The following is a 20,653-nucleotide window of genomic DNA, read 5'->3' as shown; positions in this document are numbered from 1 at the left end:
TGGCCCCCCTCATACGTTCTCGGTCCGTCCTCTCATTCGATCGACCACTCCTGCGATGAAGGTCGACACCGCATCCAAATCTCTGACGTAGGCCCAGTAGTCGGGGTGCACACCGGTGAGTGCGTCGACGGCCCTGTCGATCCGGCTCAACTGCGAGTCGAGGACGGAACCCCATTCTGCGGCCAGTCCGCGTTGCACTGCCAGGTGTTGTGCGTCACGGAGACGGAACCGTACCTCGTCGACCTTGGCCCCCGGATTCTGTCGGACGGAGCGCAGGGTCGCGAGTCGTGAGGTCACGGCGTCGACCAGTTCTTCGGCGCGGGACAGTTCGGCGCGGATCGCCGCAACCAGCGCGAGCGCGTCCTCGGGCCTGCCCTCCTTCGCTGCCGCGCGAGCGTGCGTGAGCTGGTCTTCCGCGCGAGCGAGAAGCTCTCGCGCCCGCGTCTCGTTGCCGGACAGATCCGCGGAACTGGCGGCGTTGAACTCCCTGAGCAGCGCGGAGAAAGCGGGCGCGAGGCCCTCGGCTCGTGTCCGGACTGCTCCGAGCCGGGTGGTGACCGAGGCGAGGGTGCGTGCGGCCTCGTCGCGGCGGCCCGGAGCCTGCGCGAGCGCGGTGCGGAGGACCGCCGTCGCTTCTTCGACCCGAAGGGCGGCCGTGCGGGTCGCGCCCACTCCGTGCGCCGCATCGAGACTGTTCAGCGCCTTCTCGAGTGCGTCGGTGGCCGCGCGCACCGATGGATAGTGAGCAAAGGCCACGAAGTCGGGTTGCTGCGTCGCGGCGAGAACGCCCTGCGCTTCGGTGCGTATCCGGTGCGCGAGCTCGGGCACGGTGTTCGCCACGGCCGTCATGTGCTCGAGGTGACCCTGATTGTTTCCGAAGAATTCATCAAGTGTTCGTATTGCTTCGGAAATCTGGTGCAACGCCTGCTCGTAGGCGGGCGCAGGAGCGAGCGGTCGGTCCGGATCCGTCACTGCCAGCTGAAGATACGTCTCCCCGGCGCGATAACACACCTGCCGGATCGGATCCCACTCACGGAGCAGATGCCGTTCGGGTTCGAACTCGTGGGACGCGGCGACACCGGCCTCGATGACGGACTGGCGCTTGTCCATGTCGAGGAACGCCGCGACCATCGCATCGTGTGCACGACGAGCCGCGGGATCTTCCGCATATTCCCCGCCGAACAGGCGGCGCGTCCATCGGCTCGCCACAGAACCGAATGGTACTGGGCGCACGTCCACCCGGCCGACGCGTCGCCTTTCCGCCGGTCGGAACCGTGGTCCGTACGTCTCGGGGAATCACTGCGCGGGACCGGGCATAGTGGATATGGGCGTACCCCACGACAACAACTAGTGTGGGGAGACACGCACACCGCGCGTGCCCTACACCGGTACGTCGACCGTTGGAACGATCGAAAGGACCCCGCATGGGCGTCAGCTTGACCAAGGGCGGAAACGTCTCCCTCACCAAGGAAGCTCCGAACCTGACGGCAGTGTCCGTCGGCCTGGGCTGGGACGTTCGCACCACCACCGGCACCGACTTCGACCTCGACGCCAGCGCCATCGCGACCGGGGCGGACAAGAAGGTCGTCTCCGACCAGCACTTCGTCTTCTTCAACAACCTCAAGTCGCCCGACGGCGCGATCGAGCACGTCGGCGACAACCGCACCGGTGAGGGCGAAGGCGACGACGAGATCATCAATGTCGACCTCGCCGCCACCCCGGCGAACATCGAGAGCATCTTCTTCCCGGTCTCGATCTACGATGCCGACGCCCGCAGCCAGTCGTTCGGCCAGGTCCGCAACGCGTACATCCGCGTCGTCGACCGCGCGAACGGCAACGAACTCGCTCGCTACGACCTGACCGAGGACGCCTCGACCGAGACCGCCATGGTGTTCGGCGAGCTGTACCGCAACGGTGCGGAGTGGAAGTTCCGTGCCATCGGCCAGGGCTACGCGTCCGGCCTCGCGGGCATCGCTCGCGACTACGGCGTCAACGTCTAGTTCGTCGCTCCGGTTCCGGCTTCGGTCGCCGCACCGAAGCCGGAACCGATCTGCAGTAACCACCCTGCAACGCCCTGATTCCGATTAGAAAGGCCACGCTTCGTGGTTCTGCGAATATTCGGTCCGTCGATGGTCGTCACCGTTGTCTCTCTGGTGGTGGCGTTCCTCTACGGCGGCCCACAAGCTCTGTTCCTCTGCGTGATCCTCGGCATCCTCGAGGTCTCGTTGTCGTTCGACAATGCGGTCATCAACGCCACCGTGCTGCGGCGGATGAGCGAGTTCTGGCAGAAGATCTTCCTCACCATCGGCATCCTCATCGCCGTCTTCGGTATGCGTCTGATCTTCCCCCTCGCGATCGTGTGGATCGCGTCCGGGCTCGGTCCCATCGCGGCACTGGACCTGGCGCTCAACCCGCCGGCCGACGGCGCCGCCTACTTCCCGGACGGCAGCCCCAGCTACGAGACCCTGATCACCGACGCGCATCCGCAGATCGCAGCGTTCGGCGGCATGTTCCTGCTGATGCTGTTCCTGCACTTCATCCTCGAAGACCGCGAGATCAAGTGGCTCGAATGGCTCGAGCGTCCCCTCGCGAAGGCCGGCAAGCTCGAGCAACTCGAGGTTGTCGTCGCGACGGTGCTGCTGCTCATCACCGCCACCGTCATCGCCCCGGACGACAAGGTCTCGACCGTCATGATCGCCGGCGCACTCGGCATGATCACCTACATCGCGGTCAACGGACTCGGCGAGATGTTCCACATCCCCGAGGAAGGCGAAGAGACCGGCGGCGGCCCGAGCGGCCTCGCCAAGGCCACCGGTAAGGCCGGCTTCTTCCTGTTCCTCTACCTCGAGGTGCTCGACGCGTCGTTCTCGTTCGACGGTGTCATCGGCGCCTTCGCCATCACGTCCGACCCGATCATCATCGCCCTGGGCCTCGGCTTCATCGGCGCGATGTTCGTCCGCTCGATCACCATCTTCCTGGTGCGCAAGGGCACGCTGTCCGACTACGTGTACCTCGAGCACGGTGCCCACTGGGCCATCGGTGCGCTGGCACTGATCCTGCTGTACTCGATCGGTACGCACGTGCCGGAGGTCGTCACCGGCCTGGTCGGTGTCGCCCTGATCGGTGCGGCGTTCGCCTCGAGCATCTACCGCAACCGCAAGATCGCGGCGCGGGAAGGCGAAGATGCTGTGAAGACCACCATCCCCTGATCTTCGACAGTTCGAATCACATGCCGATGGGAGCCCTCGATCCGACATCTCGGATCGGGGGCTCCCATCGCTTTTCCGTATCACACGCGCATTCGCGCAGCCACTCCCACGAAAGGCTCGACATGGCCATCGACTACAACAAGAAGCCCGAGCAGAACGCCGGCGGCATCAACCTGAGCAAGATCAACCTCACCAAGGAATCACCCACCGTCAGCCTCTCCAAGGCCGGATCGGGCCGAGGTGTGACGCGGGTGAACCTCAACTGGTCGCGCGGTGAGCAGAAGAAGGGCTTCCTTGCGAAGCTCACCGGCGCGAGCGGTGGCGTGGACCTCGACCTCGGTTGCCTCTTCGAACTCGCCGACGGTTCCAAGGGCGTCATTCAGGCCCTCGGCAACAGCTTCGGCGCGCTGAACACCGCGCCCTACATCCACCTCGACGGCGACGACCGCACCGGTTCGAGCACCGGCGGCGAGAACATGTCCGTCAACCTCGAACGTCCCGAACTGTTCAAGCGCGTGCTGATCTTCGCGATGATCTACGAGGGTGCCCCCAACTGGGCCGCCGTGGACGGCGTCGTCACCCTCACCCCGCCGTCCGGCCCGCAGATCGAGGTTCGCCTGGACTCGCCCAACAACGGCGCGCGGATCTGCGCGATCGCGATGCTGCAGAACACCGGGCAGGGCATCACCGTCGAACGCCTCGTCCAGTACATCGACGGCAGCCAGTCCGACCTCGACCGCGCCTTCGGGTGGGGCATGCAGTGGCAGGCGGGGCGTAAGTAGCTCTACTGCGGATTTCCCGGTCGAAGGAGCGGGGCACAGGAGATCCCGTCGGCGCGTGCCGGCGGGATCTCGGTGGTTACGACGTGTGCCGCTCCTACGGGGCGAGATGTCGGCTGTCGAACTCCCTGATCGTTCTTGCTTCACCGCGAGGTGCAGTGACCTTGATCGGCGGTACAGCGGCCGCCGGTCCGTCCTCCCACAACCGCGCGACCTTGCGCCGGTAGATCCGGCCGAATGTCTGCATGATGACGAAGCGGGGCACAGCAGGGACGACGTGAAGGATCACGTCGCGATCTTCCGTGGTCGCGCCATCGACGATCCACGGTGCTTCGGCCCCCAGTTCGACGACGCCCTTCGGCTTCACGAAGTACTCGTTCTCGACGTCGCGGTATTCGGATGCGGTGATGGTCGCGGCGACGACCGGCATCATCTCCAGTTCCTCACGCTGTAGATGGGGCAACAGGACCTCGTTCAGTTCGGCCAGGGTGTCGAGTACGCGTGTCCGTGTAGACGCGTCCCGACCGTATGCGCGGCCGGCGCCTTCCAGGGCGATCATCGCGGGGGCGATCCGACGGTGGTCGGCCTCCATACGAACGAGCAGAGCCCCCGCAGAGGGATTCTTCGCACGGATCAGGGGCCACAGTCCGGCATCCTCCGCGCTGTGATGCAGACGTAGGGCGTGCATGAGCCACACGACGTGATCGGCGAGCGCGAGTCGACGTTTCCCCTTCGGATACGGTTCGGTCTGCAGCGTCATCCGGATTCGTTCCAGGTCGCGCCGCAGGGCGCTGTGGACGATTCCCATGCTTCGTGTATCGGCGGGCTCATGTCGATCGATGTTCACGGCCCTCTCCTGTTCGTCGTACGCGTCGAGCGGTGATGAACGGATTTGTTCGGTAACCAATGGATTACGTCTATCCGGGAGGTCGACACGTTCTCTGATGATCGGTGTGTGCCGCGCGGTCGCACCGAAGCGTGCACGGCACGGGGGAACTTGCTGCATCACGACCTCAGCGACTCCGGGATCTGATGGCACGCTGTGCTGGAGTGAACCTGATACATTCAGTTCAATCAGGTTGTACTCGAATTATCGGAGCGGGAATGGCCGAAGTCAAGAGGCCGTACGATGCGTCCGGCAGGCAGGCGCAGGCCCGAGTGCGACGTCGCGCCGTGGTCGTGGCCGCCCAGGAACTGTTCGAACGCGACGGTTTCCGGGCCACCACCCTCGCCGCGGTCGCCAACCGCGCGGGTGTCTCGGTGAAGGGCTTGTACAAGAGTTTCGGCAGTAAGGCGGCTCTGGCCAAGGCGGTCTTCGATGTCGTGATCGCCGGTGACGACGAGCCGATATCGGTTGCCGAGCGTCCGGAACAGCAGGCGATGCTCGCCGAACCGGATGTGCGTCGCAAGATCGACATGTTCACCCACGCCCTGGCACATCGGCAGCACCGTTCGGCCAAGGTTCAGATCCTCATTCGCGACGGACGGCACGTGGACGACTCGCTCGACCCGGTCTGGCAGCAACTGAGCGAAGAAGGTTCGGCCGCAGCGACAATGGTCGGCGCGCATCTGATGGCGACGGGGCAACTCCGCGACGACATCGAACTCGACGAGGTTCGCGATGTGCTGTGGAACTACCTGATGATCAACACCTACGAAGCGTTGGTCCTCGAACGGGGGTGGGCACTGGACCGGTACGCGGACTGGTTGGCGCGCACAGTCATTGCCTCCCTCTGCCCGCAGGGATGAGGGCTTCGAGGAAGTCCTCGGTCCGGAGGGAATCAGCTTCGGTGGAGAGCGAGGACCGGAATAGTACGCACTCCGCGCGTCTTCTTCTCGTACTCGGCGAAACCGGGATAGCGGCGGGCCTGCTCGGCATAGAGGCGGTCGCGCTCTGCGCCGGTGATCTCTACTACCGTGACCTCGAAGGTCTCGGTGCCGATCTCGACCTCTGCCCGTCCCGCGGTAGTGAAATTGTAGTACCAGGCGGATGGGAGGGAGCGCCCCCTTTGCTCGCGAAGATGTAGACGGTCGCGTCGTCCTCCGGGTCCGGCAGATACAGCGTCGGAGTCACCGTCTCGCGACCGCTCTTGCGGCCACGATGGTGCACGAGCACCATGGGCGCTCCTTCGAAGTTGCCACCGACACGGCCTTCGTTTGCCCTGAATTCGGCGATCACCTGCGTGTTCCAGTCGTCGGACGTACTCATGGGACAAATCCTTCTGACTACTGCGGGCAGCTACGAATCACCCTGAGACGATCGGTACCAGAGGTCTGTCCGAACGAGGAACTTCAGGTGATCGAGGTCGGCGGTCGCTATGAAGGAGCCGGGCAGTGGAGTTTATCGCCGCTGGGCGAGTCGGTGAGGGCCTGGCACACGATCAATGGGTGCCCGGACGAGAGGCCGCCGTCGAACGTGGTGTACTCGAGGATGAAGTGGCCCGACGGCAGGATGCGAAATTTCTCGACCCCACGAGTTTCCCTCGCGCATTGTGTCGGTCTCGCGTGTCGCGCGATTCTGCGCTCGTAGTACGCATCTCGAGGAAGAGAGCGCGGACGTCGACCGAGCCGGTGTGGTCGAGAGCAAGTCGGAGATTCATGACGCAGGACGTGGTTGCGCGCTCTGATCGGTGAAGAAACGGCTCCAGAAGGGGTCGAGAAAGTCATACACCCGAGGTTGGCGACGCATTCGAATTCGCTGTCGAGCGCTCCGTCAAGTTCGTTGTACGCGGGAACGTCCAACCAGCGGTTGGCGAATCTTCGTGAGTTCATGCGGAAGAAGGCCTGACAGATCATCACCCGCGAACCCTTGTTGCACAACGTCGATAGTGACAGTCCGGTCCCGGCCGCACGCTCGGTTAAGGCATGACGATGGTATCGAGAAAGCGAAAGTTGTTGCCGCGAAATTTATTCCATCATCCGGCAAGGTATCTTCTGCATCAGAAGCGGGCCAATCGGTTCAGATGGGGACGGAAAGAGCCGGCAGAACTCAGTTTCCGGGCGGAAAGAACAGGGCCGGAGATGCGCGCTCGGTATGCATGCGCCGAATGTGTTCGATGGCGTGCTAATTGCCATTAGCGCACCATCGCGCCCGAAACCCCTGCTGAGCGCGTTTTCCGGTGGGAACCTGTCCAAACGGGGCGGTAGGCTCCCGGTTCGTGCCCGACGACCTGGTGATGCGCCATCCGGACCCCTCTGACGCCTCCGTGCCGACCGCCTCGGAGCGCGCCACGCCGTCCGTGCCGGCCTTGCCGGCCGAGACCCTCACGCAGGTGGCCGGGACAGCGGCGCGGTCGCGCTCGGAGTCGACCCGCCGGAACTATGCCGCCGACTGGCAGCGCTTCACCGCGTGGTGTGCGCGGGAAGGGCACAGCCCGTTGCCGGCGCATCCGCTCACCGTCGCCGCCTACCTCCTGGGCGCCGCCGCAACCGTCACGGAGGCGGGGGAGCGGGCCTACTCCCCGGCCACCCTGGCACGGTGGGTCGCCGGGATCGGCTTCCACCACCGCCGGGCCGGCCATCCCGCTCCCGGCAGTGACGAGCTCGTTGCCGCGACCCTGTCTGGGATCCGCCGCGATTACGCGACGGCGGGCGAGCGGCCCCGCACTCCCCGGGCGCCGCTGCTGACCGCCGACATCGTCACCATCGTCGAAAAGATGCGCGCCGACAGCGGCAGTGGGCAGACGAGGTCCTCGAACGCCGCGACAGCGCGATCCTGCTGCTCGGCTTCGCGGGGGCGTTCCGCCGCAGCGAACTCGTCGCGCAGGCCTGCAGTGACGTCTCGCTGCACCGGCTCGACGGCCTGCACATCAAGCTCCGGAAATCGAAGACCGACCAGGAGGGGCGGGGGAGTGTCCGGGCCCTGCCGTTCACCCACTCGCACACGAGTTGTCCGCCGTGTGCGTGGCTGCGGTGGGCGCAGGTCGTCGCCGCATTCGACGCCGGGGGCCGGCCCGCCGTCATCCGCCTGCTCCGCACGGCCGAACCGTTCGAAGCGCACGTGTGCCGCGGGTCGCGGCCGCGCATGGTGCCGAGCTCGCCGCTGTTGCGGTCGATCCGCAAGAACGGCAACCTCTCCGGCACCGCCCTCTCGGGGGCGGCGGTGCACAAGGCCATCCGCCGCCGCGCCGCGCAGGCCGGCTACGACCCCGGGATCGTCCAGCAGCTCGGTGGGCATTCGCTGCGGGCCGGGTTCGTCACCCAGGCCTTCCGCAACGGCGCGAGCGCGCACGCGATCATGCGCCAGACCGGGCACAGCACCCCCGCCATGCTCGAAACCTACGCCCGCGAACACGCACCCCTGATCGGGAACGCTGTGACGAACCTCGGATTGTGACCGCGATGGTCACCGGACGAGAAGCTGCTCGCCGCAACGAGGTTCACGATGCCGACTCGGGCCTGCGCATCCCGGTCCGCTACCGCCATGACTGGGCGCTGTTCGCGGACTGGTGCACCGCCGCCGATCGCAATCCGATCCCCGCCGCCGCGGAGACCCTGGCGTTGTTCCTGCGCGAGCATCCCGCCGCGGTCGCGACGCAGCGACGGCGGCTGTCGGCGATCAACGCCGTCCACACCGGGCACGGCTATCCCGCCCCGGGGCGCACCGAGACGGTGCGCCGGCACCTCGACACGACCCGCGCTTCGCGTCTCGACCGGCACGCACGGCTACTGTTGCAGCGCGCCGCAGAGCTGCCCACCGAGGGGTGGCCGAGCGGACTGTTCGGCCGCCGCGACGCCCTGCTGCTGGTCCTCGCCGCCACCGGCATGAGCTTTACCGACATCACCCGGCTGCGCCGCCGCGACCTCCGCCTCGACGGCAACACCCTGGTGGCCACGACCCGGGCCGGTGAACGATTCCGCCTCCCACCGGATCCCGAGACCGGGGACAACCCCGCGGTCTCGATCTACCGGCGGTGGTCGGAGATCCAGACGTTCCTCGACCTGTACCCGGGCACACATCTGTTGCGCCATCACCTCACCGACCCCATCGACATCGTCGCGGATCCGCTCGATGCAGAGCAGGCCCGCCAGCCGCTGCTGTGTCCGATCGACCGCTGGGGCCACCTCCCCTACGCACAACCGATGACCCCGCAGTCGGTGTCGATGCTGGTGCGGACACACCTCTCGGGTCGTGCCCCGGTGCGTCGAGCGCTACCTGTCCCCCAACTGGACGACGTTGATACCTGGGTCGAGCCGGAGATCGAACTCGACTCCGGTTACTACGAGCGCGGAACCGCTGCCCGCAGCCGCGATCATGAGGCACTCGAAGACCTCACCGACGTCTTCGACGAGATCGAAGCCCGTGCCGATGCGCTCCTCGAGAACCTGATGGGGGTGTTCGAGGGACTGTAGAGCGCGGTGAGCAGATCACCGACCCACCCAATCGGCGCCGCGATTCATCACTGCTCGTGAAGCTCGTAGAGACGAGATGTCCGATACGCGTGTCACTATCCCCATATGCGCGGTGACCGTTTCGACGACAGGATCCATCGGATTGTGGAGAGGGCGAAGGCGTATACAACGGACCCTTCGGCACCGAAGAAACACCACTTCGTTCCGCGCTCCTACCTGGCGCGTTTCGCGGTCAATGGTCAAGTACGTCGAACGCTGGTTGATACCGGACAGCAGCGGAATCTGGGTTTGAAGGGAGTCGGCTACCTTGAGGACTTCTATCGTCTCGAAGCGCCGGACATCGATCCCGACAGGACACCGCCGCTGTTCACCGAAGTCCTTCTGGGGGCATTGGAAGACGACGCCAAGCGCGATATCGACACGCTGTTGCTCTACGAGCCCGGGATCATCACGAACTCCTCGATGATCACCGACATGTCTTTCTACCTTGCTGCCCAGCACGTACGAGGACGAGCGTTTCGTGAGGAGCAGGAAGTACTCATCCAGTGGAATGACACACAAGACCCGATCGAACTCTCCACTATTCTTGCCCGATTCCACCTCGTCTTGACCGGAGGCAATCCTGATGACGAAGCACTCGTGGCTGCACGCGCCGAACAGATCAGAAGCACGCAACCGATCAGTGCGGACCTCAAGGCACAGGCGCTGCAACTGATGTTGCAGCAGTGGTTTCCCTTGGTGCTCACTTTCGCGGGGCTGAAATGGGCGATCTACCACACCGAAGCTCCTTTGCTCACCAGCGATGAGCCCGTGGTACTGATCGGGACACCGGGCACGGACCGGACCGAGAAACCGGGACTGCTGACCACTGGCGTCGTCGTGTTCCCGATCAGCCCAGACCGCCTGCTTACATTGTTCAACCCCGCGTTGATGCCGCCGCCCCGCTATCCGTTCATCCTCACCGCGTCCGAGGTCGACCAGATCAACGCCGAACTGATGGCCACCGCTGAGAGGGAGGTGTACGAGCGTCCCAGCGACAGGGTGGCCGCTGCCATCATTGTGCCGTCACGCATCACTGGAAAACCCCTGGTCGACCCGGAAGGAAAGGTACTCACCCGCTATCGCAAACCGACACGATGGGCGAGCGTTGCAGAGCCACCCGCTCCACCCGTTCCGCGATGGTTCCAACCGGAAGACTGGGGCAACCCTTCCAGCGGTACGGGCTGTCAGGTCCTCAGTTGCGGCCACGGCGTCGATATGCCTGTTCAGCTACCCGAACTCGTCGAGCACGTCAAAGACAACCCCTTCTCCTACTACGAGTCCTATGCATACGTGTGCGCTGATCACTACAAGTCTCTTCGCGCAGAACTGGACAAGTCTGTCCCGAGGTACACGGTCGATCTCCGCTGGCGAAACCCGGACACCAATCGACGTGAATTGCGGATCCGATACCCCAAAGAATGCCCAGGTTGATCTGCTCTTGCAGCGATGACGCCCGATAGATTCCCTCGTTGTATTCGAGGGTCTCGACGACCGATCAGGTCCTCGATCCGCAGAGCGCCGCGCTGAAGGCCGCGCGGTGCTTGCGGATCTGGACCGAGACCGCCTGCCGTGCCACGACCGCACGACCGTAACTCGACGACCTGTTCTCACACCCTCGGTCCGGGATACCGTGGTGGTGTGGCGGCTCGATCGACTCGGCCGGTTCCTGCCCCGCTCGCCGAGTTCGAACTCAACCTCATCCGCGAACGCACCTCGGCCGGTCTCGCCGCGGCCCGAGCTCGGGGTCGGTCGCACGACGCTATATCGGCATCTGAAGTGGGACCGTCAGGTAATCGGTGGATCTGGTTCTGACACATGGGATTAGTTGCTGGTCGGAGTGATGCGTCCTTCGAAGGTGATCGCGAAAGCGTTCAAAGCTCCTTTCCACCGTGATGTCCATCGTGCGCGTCCCTTGCCGGTCGGGTCCAGAGCACGAGTGGCCAGATACAGACACTTGAGCGCGGCCTGCTCGTTCGGGAAATGCCCACGGGCCCGGATCGCCCGCCGGTACCGGGCGTTGAGCGACTCGATCGCGTTCGTCGAGCAGATCACCCGGCGGATCTCGACGTCGTAGTCGAGAAACGGCACAAACTCCGACCAGCTGTTTTCCCACATCCGGACGATCGCCGGATAGCGCGGACCCCACTTGCCGGCGAACTCGCCGAACCGTTCCTTCGCCGCCGCCTCGGTCGGAGCAGTGTAGGTCGGCCGCAGATCCCGGGACATCTCCTCCCAATACTGCCGGGCGGCATACCGGAAGGTGTTGCGTAGCAGATGGATCAGGCAGGTCTGCACCACCGTCGGCGGCCACACGGTGGTGATCGCCTAGGGCAGACCTTTGAGCCCGTCGCAGACGGCGATGCACACGTCCTCGACACCGCGGTTCTTGATCTCGGTGAGCACCGCCAACCAGAACTTCGCGCCCTCACCACCGTCGCCGGCCCACAAGCCGAGGATGTCGCGTTCCCCTGCGGTGGTGACCCCCACCGCCACGTAAACCGGCCAATTGGCGACTTGACCATCGCGGATCTTGACGTGGATCGCATCGATGAACAGCACCGGATACACCGGGTCGAGCGGCCGGACAGACCATTCGGCCATCTCGGCAAGGACCTTGTCGGTGATCTTGCTGATCGTCTCCTTCGACACCGTCGCGCCGTAGACGTCGTCGAAGTGCGCAGCGATTTCACCGGTGGTCAGGCCTTTCGCCGACAGCGACAAGATGATCTCGTCGACCCCGGTCAGGCGCCGTCGGCGTTTCTTGACGATCTGCGGATCGAAGGAGGCATCGGTGTCTCGCGGGACCTGGATCTGCACCGGGCCGATCTCGGTCAGCACGGTTTTGCTGCGCCGGCCGTTGCGGGAGTTGCCGCTGTTTCGCCCTTCTACCTGGTGTTTCTCGTATCCGAGGTGCTCGTCCATCTCCGCTTCGAGGGCGGTTTCGAGCACGGTGGCGGTGAGTTGGTTGAGTAGTCCGTTCGGGCCGACCAGCTCGACGCCGTCGGCTTTGGCTTGGGCGAGCAATTGCTGCGCCAGCTGCTGGGGATCGATCTTCGGCTGATCCATAGGATCGAGTGTTTCGGTCATGATCGTGCCTTCTCGCCAAGCAAGCTCGGCGTGTCGGCCAAAACCAGATCAACCTTTATTCCGACAGTCCCTCTGAAGTAGAGCTGGCGGAACGGGCCGGCCACTGACGCGAGTGCCGGTGCTGCATGGCAGGTTAGCGATAGGTGGCCGCATTCCGATGGATGGAGCGGTGTGGGCTACCAGCTCGCATCGGGCGTCTCGCTATCACGCGTAGGTACGGTCCCAGTCTCGTTCTGCCGCCAGGGTGTAACGCACTCCTATCGAGGATTCACGGCATGGAGGCGACATCGAGGACCATCCCCGCCTGCTCGGGACGATTCGTGTAACCGAGTTCGGTGAAATATTCGTTCGCGACAGACGCCGTGATGGTCTCCGCCCCGAGGTCCGCGAGCATGTGCGTGAGGCGATGTGCGAGTTGAGCAGCCACTGTCTCCGGGGTGCCGGGCACGGTTTCGAGCACGTCCACGTGGGCGGTGGCCTGGCCCGACCAGCGAGCCGCGGCATGCCCGACATACGGGCGCCCGACCTCGTTGTTCACGTTGGCCTGGATCCACACCGCGAGTGCACCGGTGTTCTTCCATTCGAGCGGCCGGTCGATGTCGAGGCCCTCGCGGGCGAGCCACGCCCCGGAGCGTTCGTGCAGCGCGACCTCGCTGATCCAATATTCCTGACCGGCCGGGGCGGAAGGCGGAGCCGAGATGTAGATGGTGTCGCCGTCGCGGCGTCGGGTACCGCGCACCAGCAGACCTGTACACAGCTCCTCTTGCCATCCCGAGATCATGGTGCCGGCGACGGCGGCGGGGGTGTGCCAGGGCGGACCGGCAAGCTCGTCGCCCGTCTGGGGTGGATGCATGGTCACCGCGAAGGTGTTCGGGTTGCGCGCCCACTTGAAGTACACCACCACGTGGTCGAGTTCGACGTGTAGTCGGACCGGGCGGAACTGCGTGGCGATCCTGCCGCGGACCCGGATACCGTTGCGCAGTGCGCGCACCGTCTCGGCCGCGGTGTCGGTGAGCCGGTCGACGGGCACACCGGTGACCTCCAGGCGCCAGCCGCCGTCGGGTTCGGTGTCGGGATGGCGGATGCCTGCGGTCGGGGCGTACGGGCCGACCCGGGCAATGTGCTCGAGCAGTTCCCTCGATTCGGCATCCGGATCGAGTTTGCGGGCGTCGATGACTTTGAGCCACACCCGGTTCCAGGCGATGTTGTCCGGGGCCAGCACCGGGGTGCCGTCCGAGGCGACGAACACCACGAACAGCGGCTGGATGTAGCTCAGGCTGGTGCGCATGCGCCGGTCCACATCGGTCCGGCGGATCATTTGGTACGCATAATCCGACCAGTGCCGGCCGAGCACCGCACGCGCCCACGCTTCCGGCTCGACGGCCGGGTACTCGTGGACCAGATCGGAGCCCGCTGCCCGCCGGTCGGGATACTTATCGGGATAGCCCTGCACATGGATCCGCACGCACACCGGCCTCATATCCGCAGGGAAGGATCCCAGCTCGTCGGCGTCCTCATAGCTGTAGCTGACCTGGATCCGCAGGTGTGGCGTCGTCAAGGACGGCCCCTCGACAGGATGGGTGTCGAGCAGTATCGACTGGCGATATGGGGGCTCTCCGGTGGCGGCGAGGCCGCGGAGCAGGTCACGGTAGACCGCGATGGGTTCTGCGAACCGCGTGGTGAGCAGTTCGGTCATGGCGGCGCGGTCAAGGGCGCCACCGGACTCAGCAGGCGGAGTCATTCTTTCGACGAAGTGTCAGCATGGCGCCCACGATATCCCGTCGTGCGACAAACCCCGGGGCTCGAACGAGTGGATGTGTCCGCGCTTGGGGACACGAGGGCTTCTCCATCTCTTCCCTAGAGAACATCCCATGCGATTTTGTTCGTCGACACGAATCAAGCGTGGAGACGAGTCTCTTCTGTGCTGCTCAACCATCGTCTAACAGCACATGCACGGGCGCCCGAAGATGGAGAAGATCGGTTTGCGGTCGGCGGCTGTGTCGATCACTTGGCACCGCGGGTTGTATCGGCATAGCACCTACGGGATGGGGCGCTCGCCTTTGTCGATCCGCTGTTTGCGCAGGAGGTACTCGTCTTCTGAGATCTCCGCCAGAGCGGGCACGACAGGGCCGGCCCACCCACCGTCGATGGTGTGGGGGGCAGTAGCCGACGGCAAAGCTTGCGGGCTCGTCCTCGAGACCGACCCAGTCCACCAGGATGTGCTGCATCGCAGGACTGGTGATCCGGCCTGGATGGCCGTGGAACAGCATCGGAGGCTGCGTTTGTGGGTTGAGGATGTCGCGGTCGGTGTCGGGGCCGCGATAGGCCACGGGAACACCCTGGCGTACGCGCGTCGTCGCGATTGCTTCGTCCTCTCCCAGCTCAAGCTTTCCGCCGGTGACTCTCGAATTGCGTACCTTGGGTCCACCGCCCACCCGTGCGACCCCTCTGTGATCGGCGCGCATGTAGTCCATCATCGGGAGATGACTTCCCGAGGCATCGTCCGATTCTGGAACAGCGAGGACGGGTGGGGCGTCATCGACTGCGAACAGACCCCCGGCGGTTGCTGGGTGCACTTCAGCGAGGTCGAGGTCGAGGGCTTCAGAAAACTCACTCCTGGCCGACACGTCACCTTCGAGTGGCAGCAAACGAGCGGTCCGGTGGAGGGCTTCGCGTTTGTGGCGGTGCGCGTGCACCCGGTCGACGATAAGTGACGATCGTCGTCTCACACCGGGAATCGGGTGCGCTCCAGCGCAGGTGACCGTCGCGGGTTACTGCCCGTAGGGGCACGGCGGTAGCGGGTTGATCTCGTCGCTGTCCCAGGTGACCTTCCTGAGGTTGCTGGTGTCGATGACCTCCAGGCCCGGGTGCGCGGCCAGCGCCAGGGCGCAGTCGGTGGCGACGAACCATGCCCGGTCCTGCGGCCACCACAGGTTCGGCCCCCACCATCCGAGAGTGCGCACCGCATCGCGCACCGTGCCGTGCACCAGAAAGTTGTCCCGGTGCGGGAGGCTGACCCGCGGCCCGGATGCGGGAAGATGCAGGGCTTGGTCGGCGCGGCCTTCCCAGAACACGCACCAGCACTCGTCCGGGGTGCTGGTGTGCTCGATGAGAACGTCGACGAGGGCCGCGAATTGGTCTTCCGGTATATCACCTTCGTCGGGTTCCTGGTCCCAAATGGTGCCGCGGCCGTCCCCGACACCGCGGTGGATATCCGGCCTGCAGCAGCGAACCCCACTCGACGGTCTGGTGGATCACCCCGCCTGTATGGGCGGCGACCTCGGCCCAGCGCACCGGAATCTGCTGGCCCCTTCCCGTCCGCGCACCCCGCAGCTGTTCGGCATGGGCCTACGCCCCATTGCAGGCAACGGAATTACCTGGCCCGACCTCGACAACGTCCCGGATGAAGCGAACGCGCTCCCACCCGGCGTCCGAGATCAGCTGCGCACCGTCGTGTCGCAGTACCTCGAGGAAGCGCTGCTTCGCGCCGGACCCTCGACCTACTGTGAACTCGGCTTTGACCTCACCGACTCGGCTTTCGGCGAACAATTGGTCGATTTCGTTAATCTGGTGGCTGACACTCTCGAGCACCACAACATCATTGGTGAGGCCATCGACGTTGCCGTTCGCGCAACCAATTTCAGTGACATCCGCCCCGCGCTGACGACTGCGCTGGGCAGTCTCGGGATCACCTACGAGCAGTTCGAGAACGACCACACCGTTTCCGATCGGATCCGCTTCGTCGACGACCTCCCCACCCGCTATGTCACCAACGTTCTCCGCAGCGCCAAACACCGCCAGAAGCAGCAGAAATGGGAACCACACGACTTCGTCGACATCGTCGCGTTGCCGGTCGCCGCCGTCTACTGCGACGTCGTCGTCACCGAGAAGCAATGGGTACACCAGATGCGGCAAGGCAAGATCCACGAGCGCTACTCGACCCGCATACTGTCAAACGTCAACGAGCTCATCGACGTGATCGTCTCGGCGTCGGTGACCTGACGCCCCACCTACCACCGCCGACAACGAAGATGCCGCCGCTTCGATCTCGAGGAGAAGTCCCCGATAGCCCGCCGGGAATGCGCGACAGGAACCCCGAGCCGCTAACTTCGGCGATTGCGAACTTCAGACCTTGCGGTATCGACGGGACGGCACGGCGACCGAGTCGTCCTCGTTCGACGAGCGCCGAACGAGCTGGTCGTTACCATGAGGTATGGAACGCCATGTTCGATCGAACTCGTCCCTCGATACGGGAAGCGCTGAAGGACCGAAGATTCGATCGCGAATCGGACGACTGATCCGATGGACGAGTTTTCGCCTTCGCCACCTCATGGATGATCGAAAGCCCAGCGGATATTCGAGCATTGCGCCACGGCGTCCGGACGGCACCCGTGGACCGATCTTTCCCTTCAACTCGAGCGGCGGCGGTGCCGGCTCCGGTGGGGCCTAGATCAGCGCTCGGTATTCGATCCGGGGCGGGCGTAGCTGCATCTCACTCCGTCGAGGCCTCTCCAATACGATGCCCGGATGCAGCGACCGGCTGAACCGAACGAAGAAGTCGTCTCGGTGCTTGCGTGAGCCGTTGATCTGCTGGTCGACCCCTGGTTGGTGGATGCTGCGCAGGTCCGCCCGGCGGGACTTCCAGCCCATGCCGTCGGCGACCGCGTTGACGAACTCTCGACAGCTTCATCAACGTCTTCCGCACCGAATGCGGTCGCGCGCAATATCCTTCCTCGGCAGCTCAACGCGACGCGATGAGTTTCATGGCGACCCTCGAGCAGCAAGTCGCCCGCTTCGTCGAGGACGCGAAGCGAGACCTGCGGTCGGCAGGTTTCACCACCACCCCCTGGGACAACTGAAACCCCGCCTCGAGGCCAGGCGGCCAGCACCAGTAAGGGTTCGACTGCGCTTCTACACGATCTTCCGACCTGACTGGTTCGCGCTGTAGGCCGGGGCCCGTTGAGCCAGTGGGTGGGCAACGAGCTGGTCGATTGCGGTGGAGGCACGCATCCACGCCTCGACCTCGCCGGAAAAGCGGCCGACGAGAACTCGGCAGTCTTCGATAATGCCGGCCGGACTGTGACGGAGTTGAATGCCCTGCGCCTGACCGGGTTGAGGAAACCCGAACACCACGCTCTCGCAATGGTTGACGCGGTTTCGTGCCCAGTTCAGCCGCTGGCACCTCTTCTGTGTCTGGGCCATCGTCCATACCGCTGCGGATGGCTGTCGAGCGCCGTTGAAGCACCCATCCAGTGCCGGTGTCCACAAGGTCGCTTCGTGGTCGACATCGCGCGGTGCTCGGAGCAGCGCGGTCCAGAAACCGAGCATCAATGCGGCCACCACTTTGTCCGCGGGTGGGCGAGGCGTAGGCCGAGCGCCGGGCTTTCGCCGTGGCGGGTTCAGTGTGTCATACGCGTCGCGGACTTTCTTCTGTGCGTCCTGGGACAATCCCGCGCCGGTGGCGTTGTCGAACCAGCGGTCCCCGTATGCGGCTTTGAGCGCTACGTGCATCTGTTGTCGCAGCACCAGTTCGACGATGCGAAAGTGTCCGTGAATGTGCGAGGCCAGGCGCGCATCGAGTAGATACAACTCCAGCGCCGGCCCCTCGTGACCCTGGCATGCTCTGCGGAACGGTTTGAGGCGAGAACCGGCCGTGACCGCGATCAAGGCGGCTTGCTGCGTCGGCGTGGGTTGTTCGAGCACGGGCCAGACGCTACACTGGGTGTCATATTCCCGGCTCGGACCGGGTTTTCGAAGCCGTCGTCGCCCGTCAGGGAACGGCGGTTTCCCTTTTTCTTGCCTCGGATTCTTCTTTTCGGCGGGTTGACGTAAGAGTTCGCTATCGGCGTGCGAGGCGTGTACGCGGCGCATGCATCGCACGCACCGCGCGTATGGCGTGTGGGGGCGGCCCGGCTTCCTGACGGTCTCGGTGTTCGTCGGCTGCGTCCGCGCCGGGTATCTCATTCGGGTCGCGCTACGCGCCGGACTCGTCACTGTCTGGCGATGTGAAAGCTTCCTCGTCCACACCGGGCTGATCGATACCTGGAAGGCTCCAGAGCGCGAGCTCCGGCGCTTGGCGATCCCGGATTCGATCCGGCTTGAAGAGATAGAAATAAGGGTCATCGCCTGGCCGAAATCTCACCTTGAACCCTTTTGCTTCTCCCGCGTCCAGAGCTGCGAGAGCTTCCTCGCTATTCAAGGCAACCGCATGAGGATGGAATGCTCCTACCTGGCCAAGATCCAGTTCACGAGTTCCCAATCGCAGGATGAACTCCTGGACAGGGAAACTAACCCTGCCGCCCTCGACGAGCAGGGCTCGTACGTCCGGAGAGTCGGTGCCACTGAGTCCGAGGATTCCGGTAGGTGCCTCCGGCGATGCGACCATATATCCCTCGATCAGGATGCGGGCCACCCGGAGATTGACTCGTTCCAGAGGAGTTAGCTCATCGGGAATGACGAAGCGGGTGTTGCAGTACTCCTGCACTATGGCGAGGTCACGCGCTAGCCCGTACATCTGGGTGAGATAGGCGTCGGCATCGTCCCTTGTCACCTCGTCATGAGCAGCCAGCGACCAAAGAAGGTGACCGTCGATGTAGGTCCTGCACACTCCGGGCGTTCGCAATGCACGCACAAGGTCGATCACCCGCAGCGCATCCGTCGGGCGGATACGACGGAAGTTGTACGAGATCTGTACATCTCCGGGAAGCGCCTTGTTGTTGAGGGGATAGTGCAACTCCACCTCGGCATGTCCGTAGAACCTGATCTTTAGTGTGACTCCGATGCTGCCTTCGTTGATGTAGGTGACTTCCCCTTCAAAGACTGACTCTTGTTCATCGACGCCGATGAACCTGAGTTCGGCTACTGCCCCCACGTGAGGACTGTCGCTGAGCGGTTCCAGGTGAACTTCGACGTTGCTGTGTTGTCCGGCGAGCAGCTCGGGTCCGCTGATGGTCAGCTGAAGAACGACCTTTGGTGGAAGAACGACGCGTCCCGATGCTCCATACCTGAGAGCCTGCTCGAACTGACGTTGCACCTCAGTGTGCTCATCCCCGAAACTGCCGGTGATCGTGGCGGTTATAGGGCTTTTGATATGAGCGTCTGGATCTTTCGGGCGGGCTGTATACGTCACCTGGTTGCCCCGGCGAGCGAAGTCAACGGCCCAGTAGAGGTCTGCCGAGTCCGCGAGGTCTCCCAGACCGGAGACGCGTTCAGTCAGAGAGTCGATCCCCCCAAGTAAGGTTGCTGTCTCCAACCTATAGAGTTCGACATCTGACCTCATTTGCTCGCGCCCGAGATAGGCATAGACGTCCGGGTTCTCGACCGCGAGAAGATCGAGCCCGACACGATCGAGAATGCTGATCTTCGGTGGCTTCGGCGGCATCAGCGCCACCGGTGCGCAGCACATCGCCCGCAGTGATCAGCGGATCGGCCAACAGTACTGGCTCGCTGATCTCCGCGGTGCGCCACAGGGTCGGGTCGGCCGGGACCTGCACGGCTAGTGTGTGTTCGGCCTCGGTGGCGGGACTGAAGTCGGCGGCGCTCAGGTCGACGAACCGATCGGTGTAAAGCAGCGCCCGGGACGGCAGCCGCCACGGGGAGTACACATCGGCCGCGGCATCGCCGCTGACCAACACTGCCACATCCTGCCGGGCGCAGAAGTCAACAACGGCGGTGGCCTGGGCGATCACCGGATCCAGGCCGTACCAATAGGTCACAGCGCCACCGGGACCGGGATAGCCGGCCAGATACTCCTCGAGCAACTCCTCGGGGGATGCGGCGAGCCAACCGTGCTCGGTGCGCCGCACCGTCTGTAGCTGTTTCAGGGCGAGTGAGACCCCCTGCTGGGAGACCCCCAGCATCTCGGCGAGCCGGTGTTGGGTTTGCGCCCTATCCGAGAGCAGCAGGACCCGGGCGAGTGCCCAGCGCACCCAGGGTTTGCGGCCCCGGGCAGCAGGTGCGGCAGGGGATGTAGGGGTTGCGGTTTCGGTCACGTCGTAGCGCGCGCCGGCGAATACGAGTAGGTCTTCGTCCACGGCGATGACATCGATTTCGCCGTTTGTCGCGAGAGTGCGCAGATGCGCCGTGGCGTGTGGGGTTACCACGAGCGCGCGCCGGGCTGGGCCCGGTTCGGCGAGCAGCCGGGCGAGGACCGTGGGGGTGGGTGGCCGCCGGGATATGCGCACC

At 64.5% G+C, this 20,653-nt stretch carries 14 protein-coding genes and 4 pseudogenes; 10 read left to right on the top strand and 8 right to left on the bottom strand.

Annotated features, from left to right (window positions below; genetic code table 11):
• Window positions 1–9 precede the first annotated feature (9 nt).
• Entirely contained in the window at window positions 10–1,131 is a 1,122-nt protein-coding gene (locus tag PV766_RS20875) for a hypothetical protein (RefSeq protein ID WP_129975925.1), read from the bottom strand.
• A 293-nt stretch (window positions 1,132–1,424) separates the two neighbouring features.
• On the opposite strand from PV766_RS20875, the gene PV766_RS20870 reads away from it, so the two are divergent.
• The 3 genes from PV766_RS20870 (at window position 1,425) to PV766_RS20860 (ending at window position 3,991) form a co-directional block, all read left to right on the top strand.
• Complete coding sequence (locus tag PV766_RS20870; protein WP_064062400.1) at window positions 1,425–2,000, top strand: TerD family protein; 576 nt, start codon at window positions 1,425–1,427, stop codon at window positions 1,998–2,000.
• 102 nt (window positions 2,001–2,102) lie between these two features.
• Window positions 2,103–3,209 carry a DUF475 domain-containing protein gene (locus PV766_RS20865; RefSeq protein ID WP_016932206.1) on the top strand — a complete coding sequence of 369 codons (1,107 nt, stop codon included), beginning with the start codon at window positions 2,103–2,105 and terminating at the stop codon, window positions 3,207–3,209.
• 122 nt (window positions 3,210–3,331) lie between these two features.
• A complete protein-coding gene (locus PV766_RS20860; protein ID WP_016932205.1) occupies window positions 3,332–3,991 on the top strand; it encodes a TerD family protein in 660 nt (219 codons plus the stop codon).
• 94 nt (window positions 3,992–4,085) lie between these two features.
• Here the strand turns inward: PV766_RS20860 and PV766_RS20855 are convergent, their stop codons facing one another.
• The gene (locus PV766_RS20855; protein ID WP_421097788.1) at window positions 4,086–4,796 is read right to left on the bottom strand and encodes a hemerythrin domain-containing protein; all 711 of its coding nucleotides are present in this window, start codon (window positions 4,794–4,796) and stop codon (window positions 4,086–4,088) included.
• 296 nt (window positions 4,797–5,092) lie between these two features.
• Between PV766_RS20855 and PV766_RS20850 the strand changes: the two genes are divergently transcribed.
• Window positions 5,093–5,737, top strand: coding sequence for a TetR/AcrR family transcriptional regulator (locus PV766_RS20850; protein ID WP_016932203.1), 645 nt, complete (start codon window positions 5,093–5,095; stop codon window positions 5,735–5,737).
• 32 nt (window positions 5,738–5,769) lie between these two features.
• On the opposite strand, the pseudogene PV766_RS20845 reads toward PV766_RS20850, so the two are convergent.
• Window positions 5,770–6,197: pseudogene (locus PV766_RS20845) on the bottom strand (nitroreductase family deazaflavin-dependent oxidoreductase).
• A 967-nt stretch (window positions 6,198–7,164) separates the two neighbouring features.
• Between PV766_RS20845 and PV766_RS20840 the strand changes: the two are divergent.
• The 4 genes and pseudogenes from PV766_RS20840 to PV766_RS20825 all read left to right on the top strand — a co-directional run.
• Window positions 7,165–8,324 (top strand): annotated as a pseudogene (locus PV766_RS20840) (site-specific integrase).
• Between the two features lie 5 nt (window positions 8,325–8,329).
• Entirely contained in the window at window positions 8,330–9,340 is a 1,011-nt protein-coding gene (locus PV766_RS20835) for a hypothetical protein (protein WP_421097787.1), read from the top strand.
• A 105-nt stretch (window positions 9,341–9,445) separates the two neighbouring features.
• A complete protein-coding gene (locus PV766_RS20830; RefSeq protein ID WP_421097786.1) occupies window positions 9,446–10,813 on the top strand; it encodes a DUF4238 domain-containing protein in 1,368 nt (455 codons plus the stop codon).
• A 29-nt stretch (window positions 10,814–10,842) separates the two neighbouring features.
• Window positions 10,843–11,131: pseudogene (locus tag PV766_RS20825) on the top strand (recombinase family protein); the annotation flags it as partial.
• A 72-nt stretch (window positions 11,132–11,203) separates the two neighbouring features.
• On the opposite strand, the pseudogene PV766_RS20820 reads toward PV766_RS20825, so the two are convergent.
• Window positions 11,204–12,469, bottom strand: a pseudogene (locus PV766_RS20820) (IS256 family transposase).
• A 268-nt stretch (window positions 12,470–12,737) separates the two neighbouring features.
• On the bottom strand, window positions 12,738–14,210 hold the full coding sequence (locus PV766_RS20815) for a hypothetical protein (protein WP_421097785.1): 1,473 nt from the start codon (window positions 14,208–14,210) through the stop codon (window positions 12,738–12,740).
• 511 nt (window positions 14,211–14,721) lie between these two features.
• Here PV766_RS20815 and PV766_RS20810 point away from each other — a divergent pair.
• On the top strand, window positions 14,722–15,183 hold the full coding sequence (locus PV766_RS20810; RefSeq protein WP_421097784.1) for a cold-shock protein: 462 nt from the start codon (window positions 14,722–14,724) through the stop codon (window positions 15,181–15,183).
• A gap of 57 nt (window positions 15,184–15,240) precedes the next feature.
• Here the strand turns inward: PV766_RS20810 and PV766_RS20805 are convergent, their stop codons facing one another.
• Complete coding sequence (locus tag PV766_RS20805) at window positions 15,241–15,543, bottom strand: hypothetical protein (RefSeq protein ID WP_421097783.1); 303 nt, start codon at window positions 15,541–15,543, stop codon at window positions 15,241–15,243.
• 193 nt (window positions 15,544–15,736) lie between these two features.
• Between PV766_RS20805 and PV766_RS20800 the strand changes: the two genes are divergently transcribed.
• Window positions 15,737–16,471, top strand: a complete 735-nt coding sequence (locus PV766_RS20800; protein ID WP_421097782.1) for a hypothetical protein — start codon at window positions 15,737–15,739, stop codon at window positions 16,469–16,471.
• Window positions 16,472–17,380: 909 nt separating this feature from the next.
• Here PV766_RS20800 and PV766_RS20795 read toward each other — a convergent pair.
• Window positions 17,381–18,172, bottom strand: a complete 792-nt coding sequence (locus PV766_RS20795; protein ID WP_421097781.1) for a hypothetical protein — start codon at window positions 18,170–18,172, stop codon at window positions 17,381–17,383.
• A 271-nt stretch (window positions 18,173–18,443) separates the two neighbouring features.
• A complete protein-coding gene (locus PV766_RS20790) occupies window positions 18,444–19,859 on the bottom strand; it encodes a hypothetical protein (RefSeq protein WP_421097780.1) in 1,416 nt (471 codons plus the stop codon).
• Window positions 19,860–20,653: the final 794 nt, after the last annotated feature.

This window comes from Rhodococcus sp. As11, assembly GCF_048957735.1.
Lineage (GTDB): Bacteria > Actinomycetota > Actinomycetes > Mycobacteriales > Mycobacteriaceae > Rhodococcus > Rhodococcus gordoniae.
The sequence above is the reverse complement of the archived record's forward strand: the minus strand, read 5'-3'. Positions and strand labels throughout refer to the sequence as shown.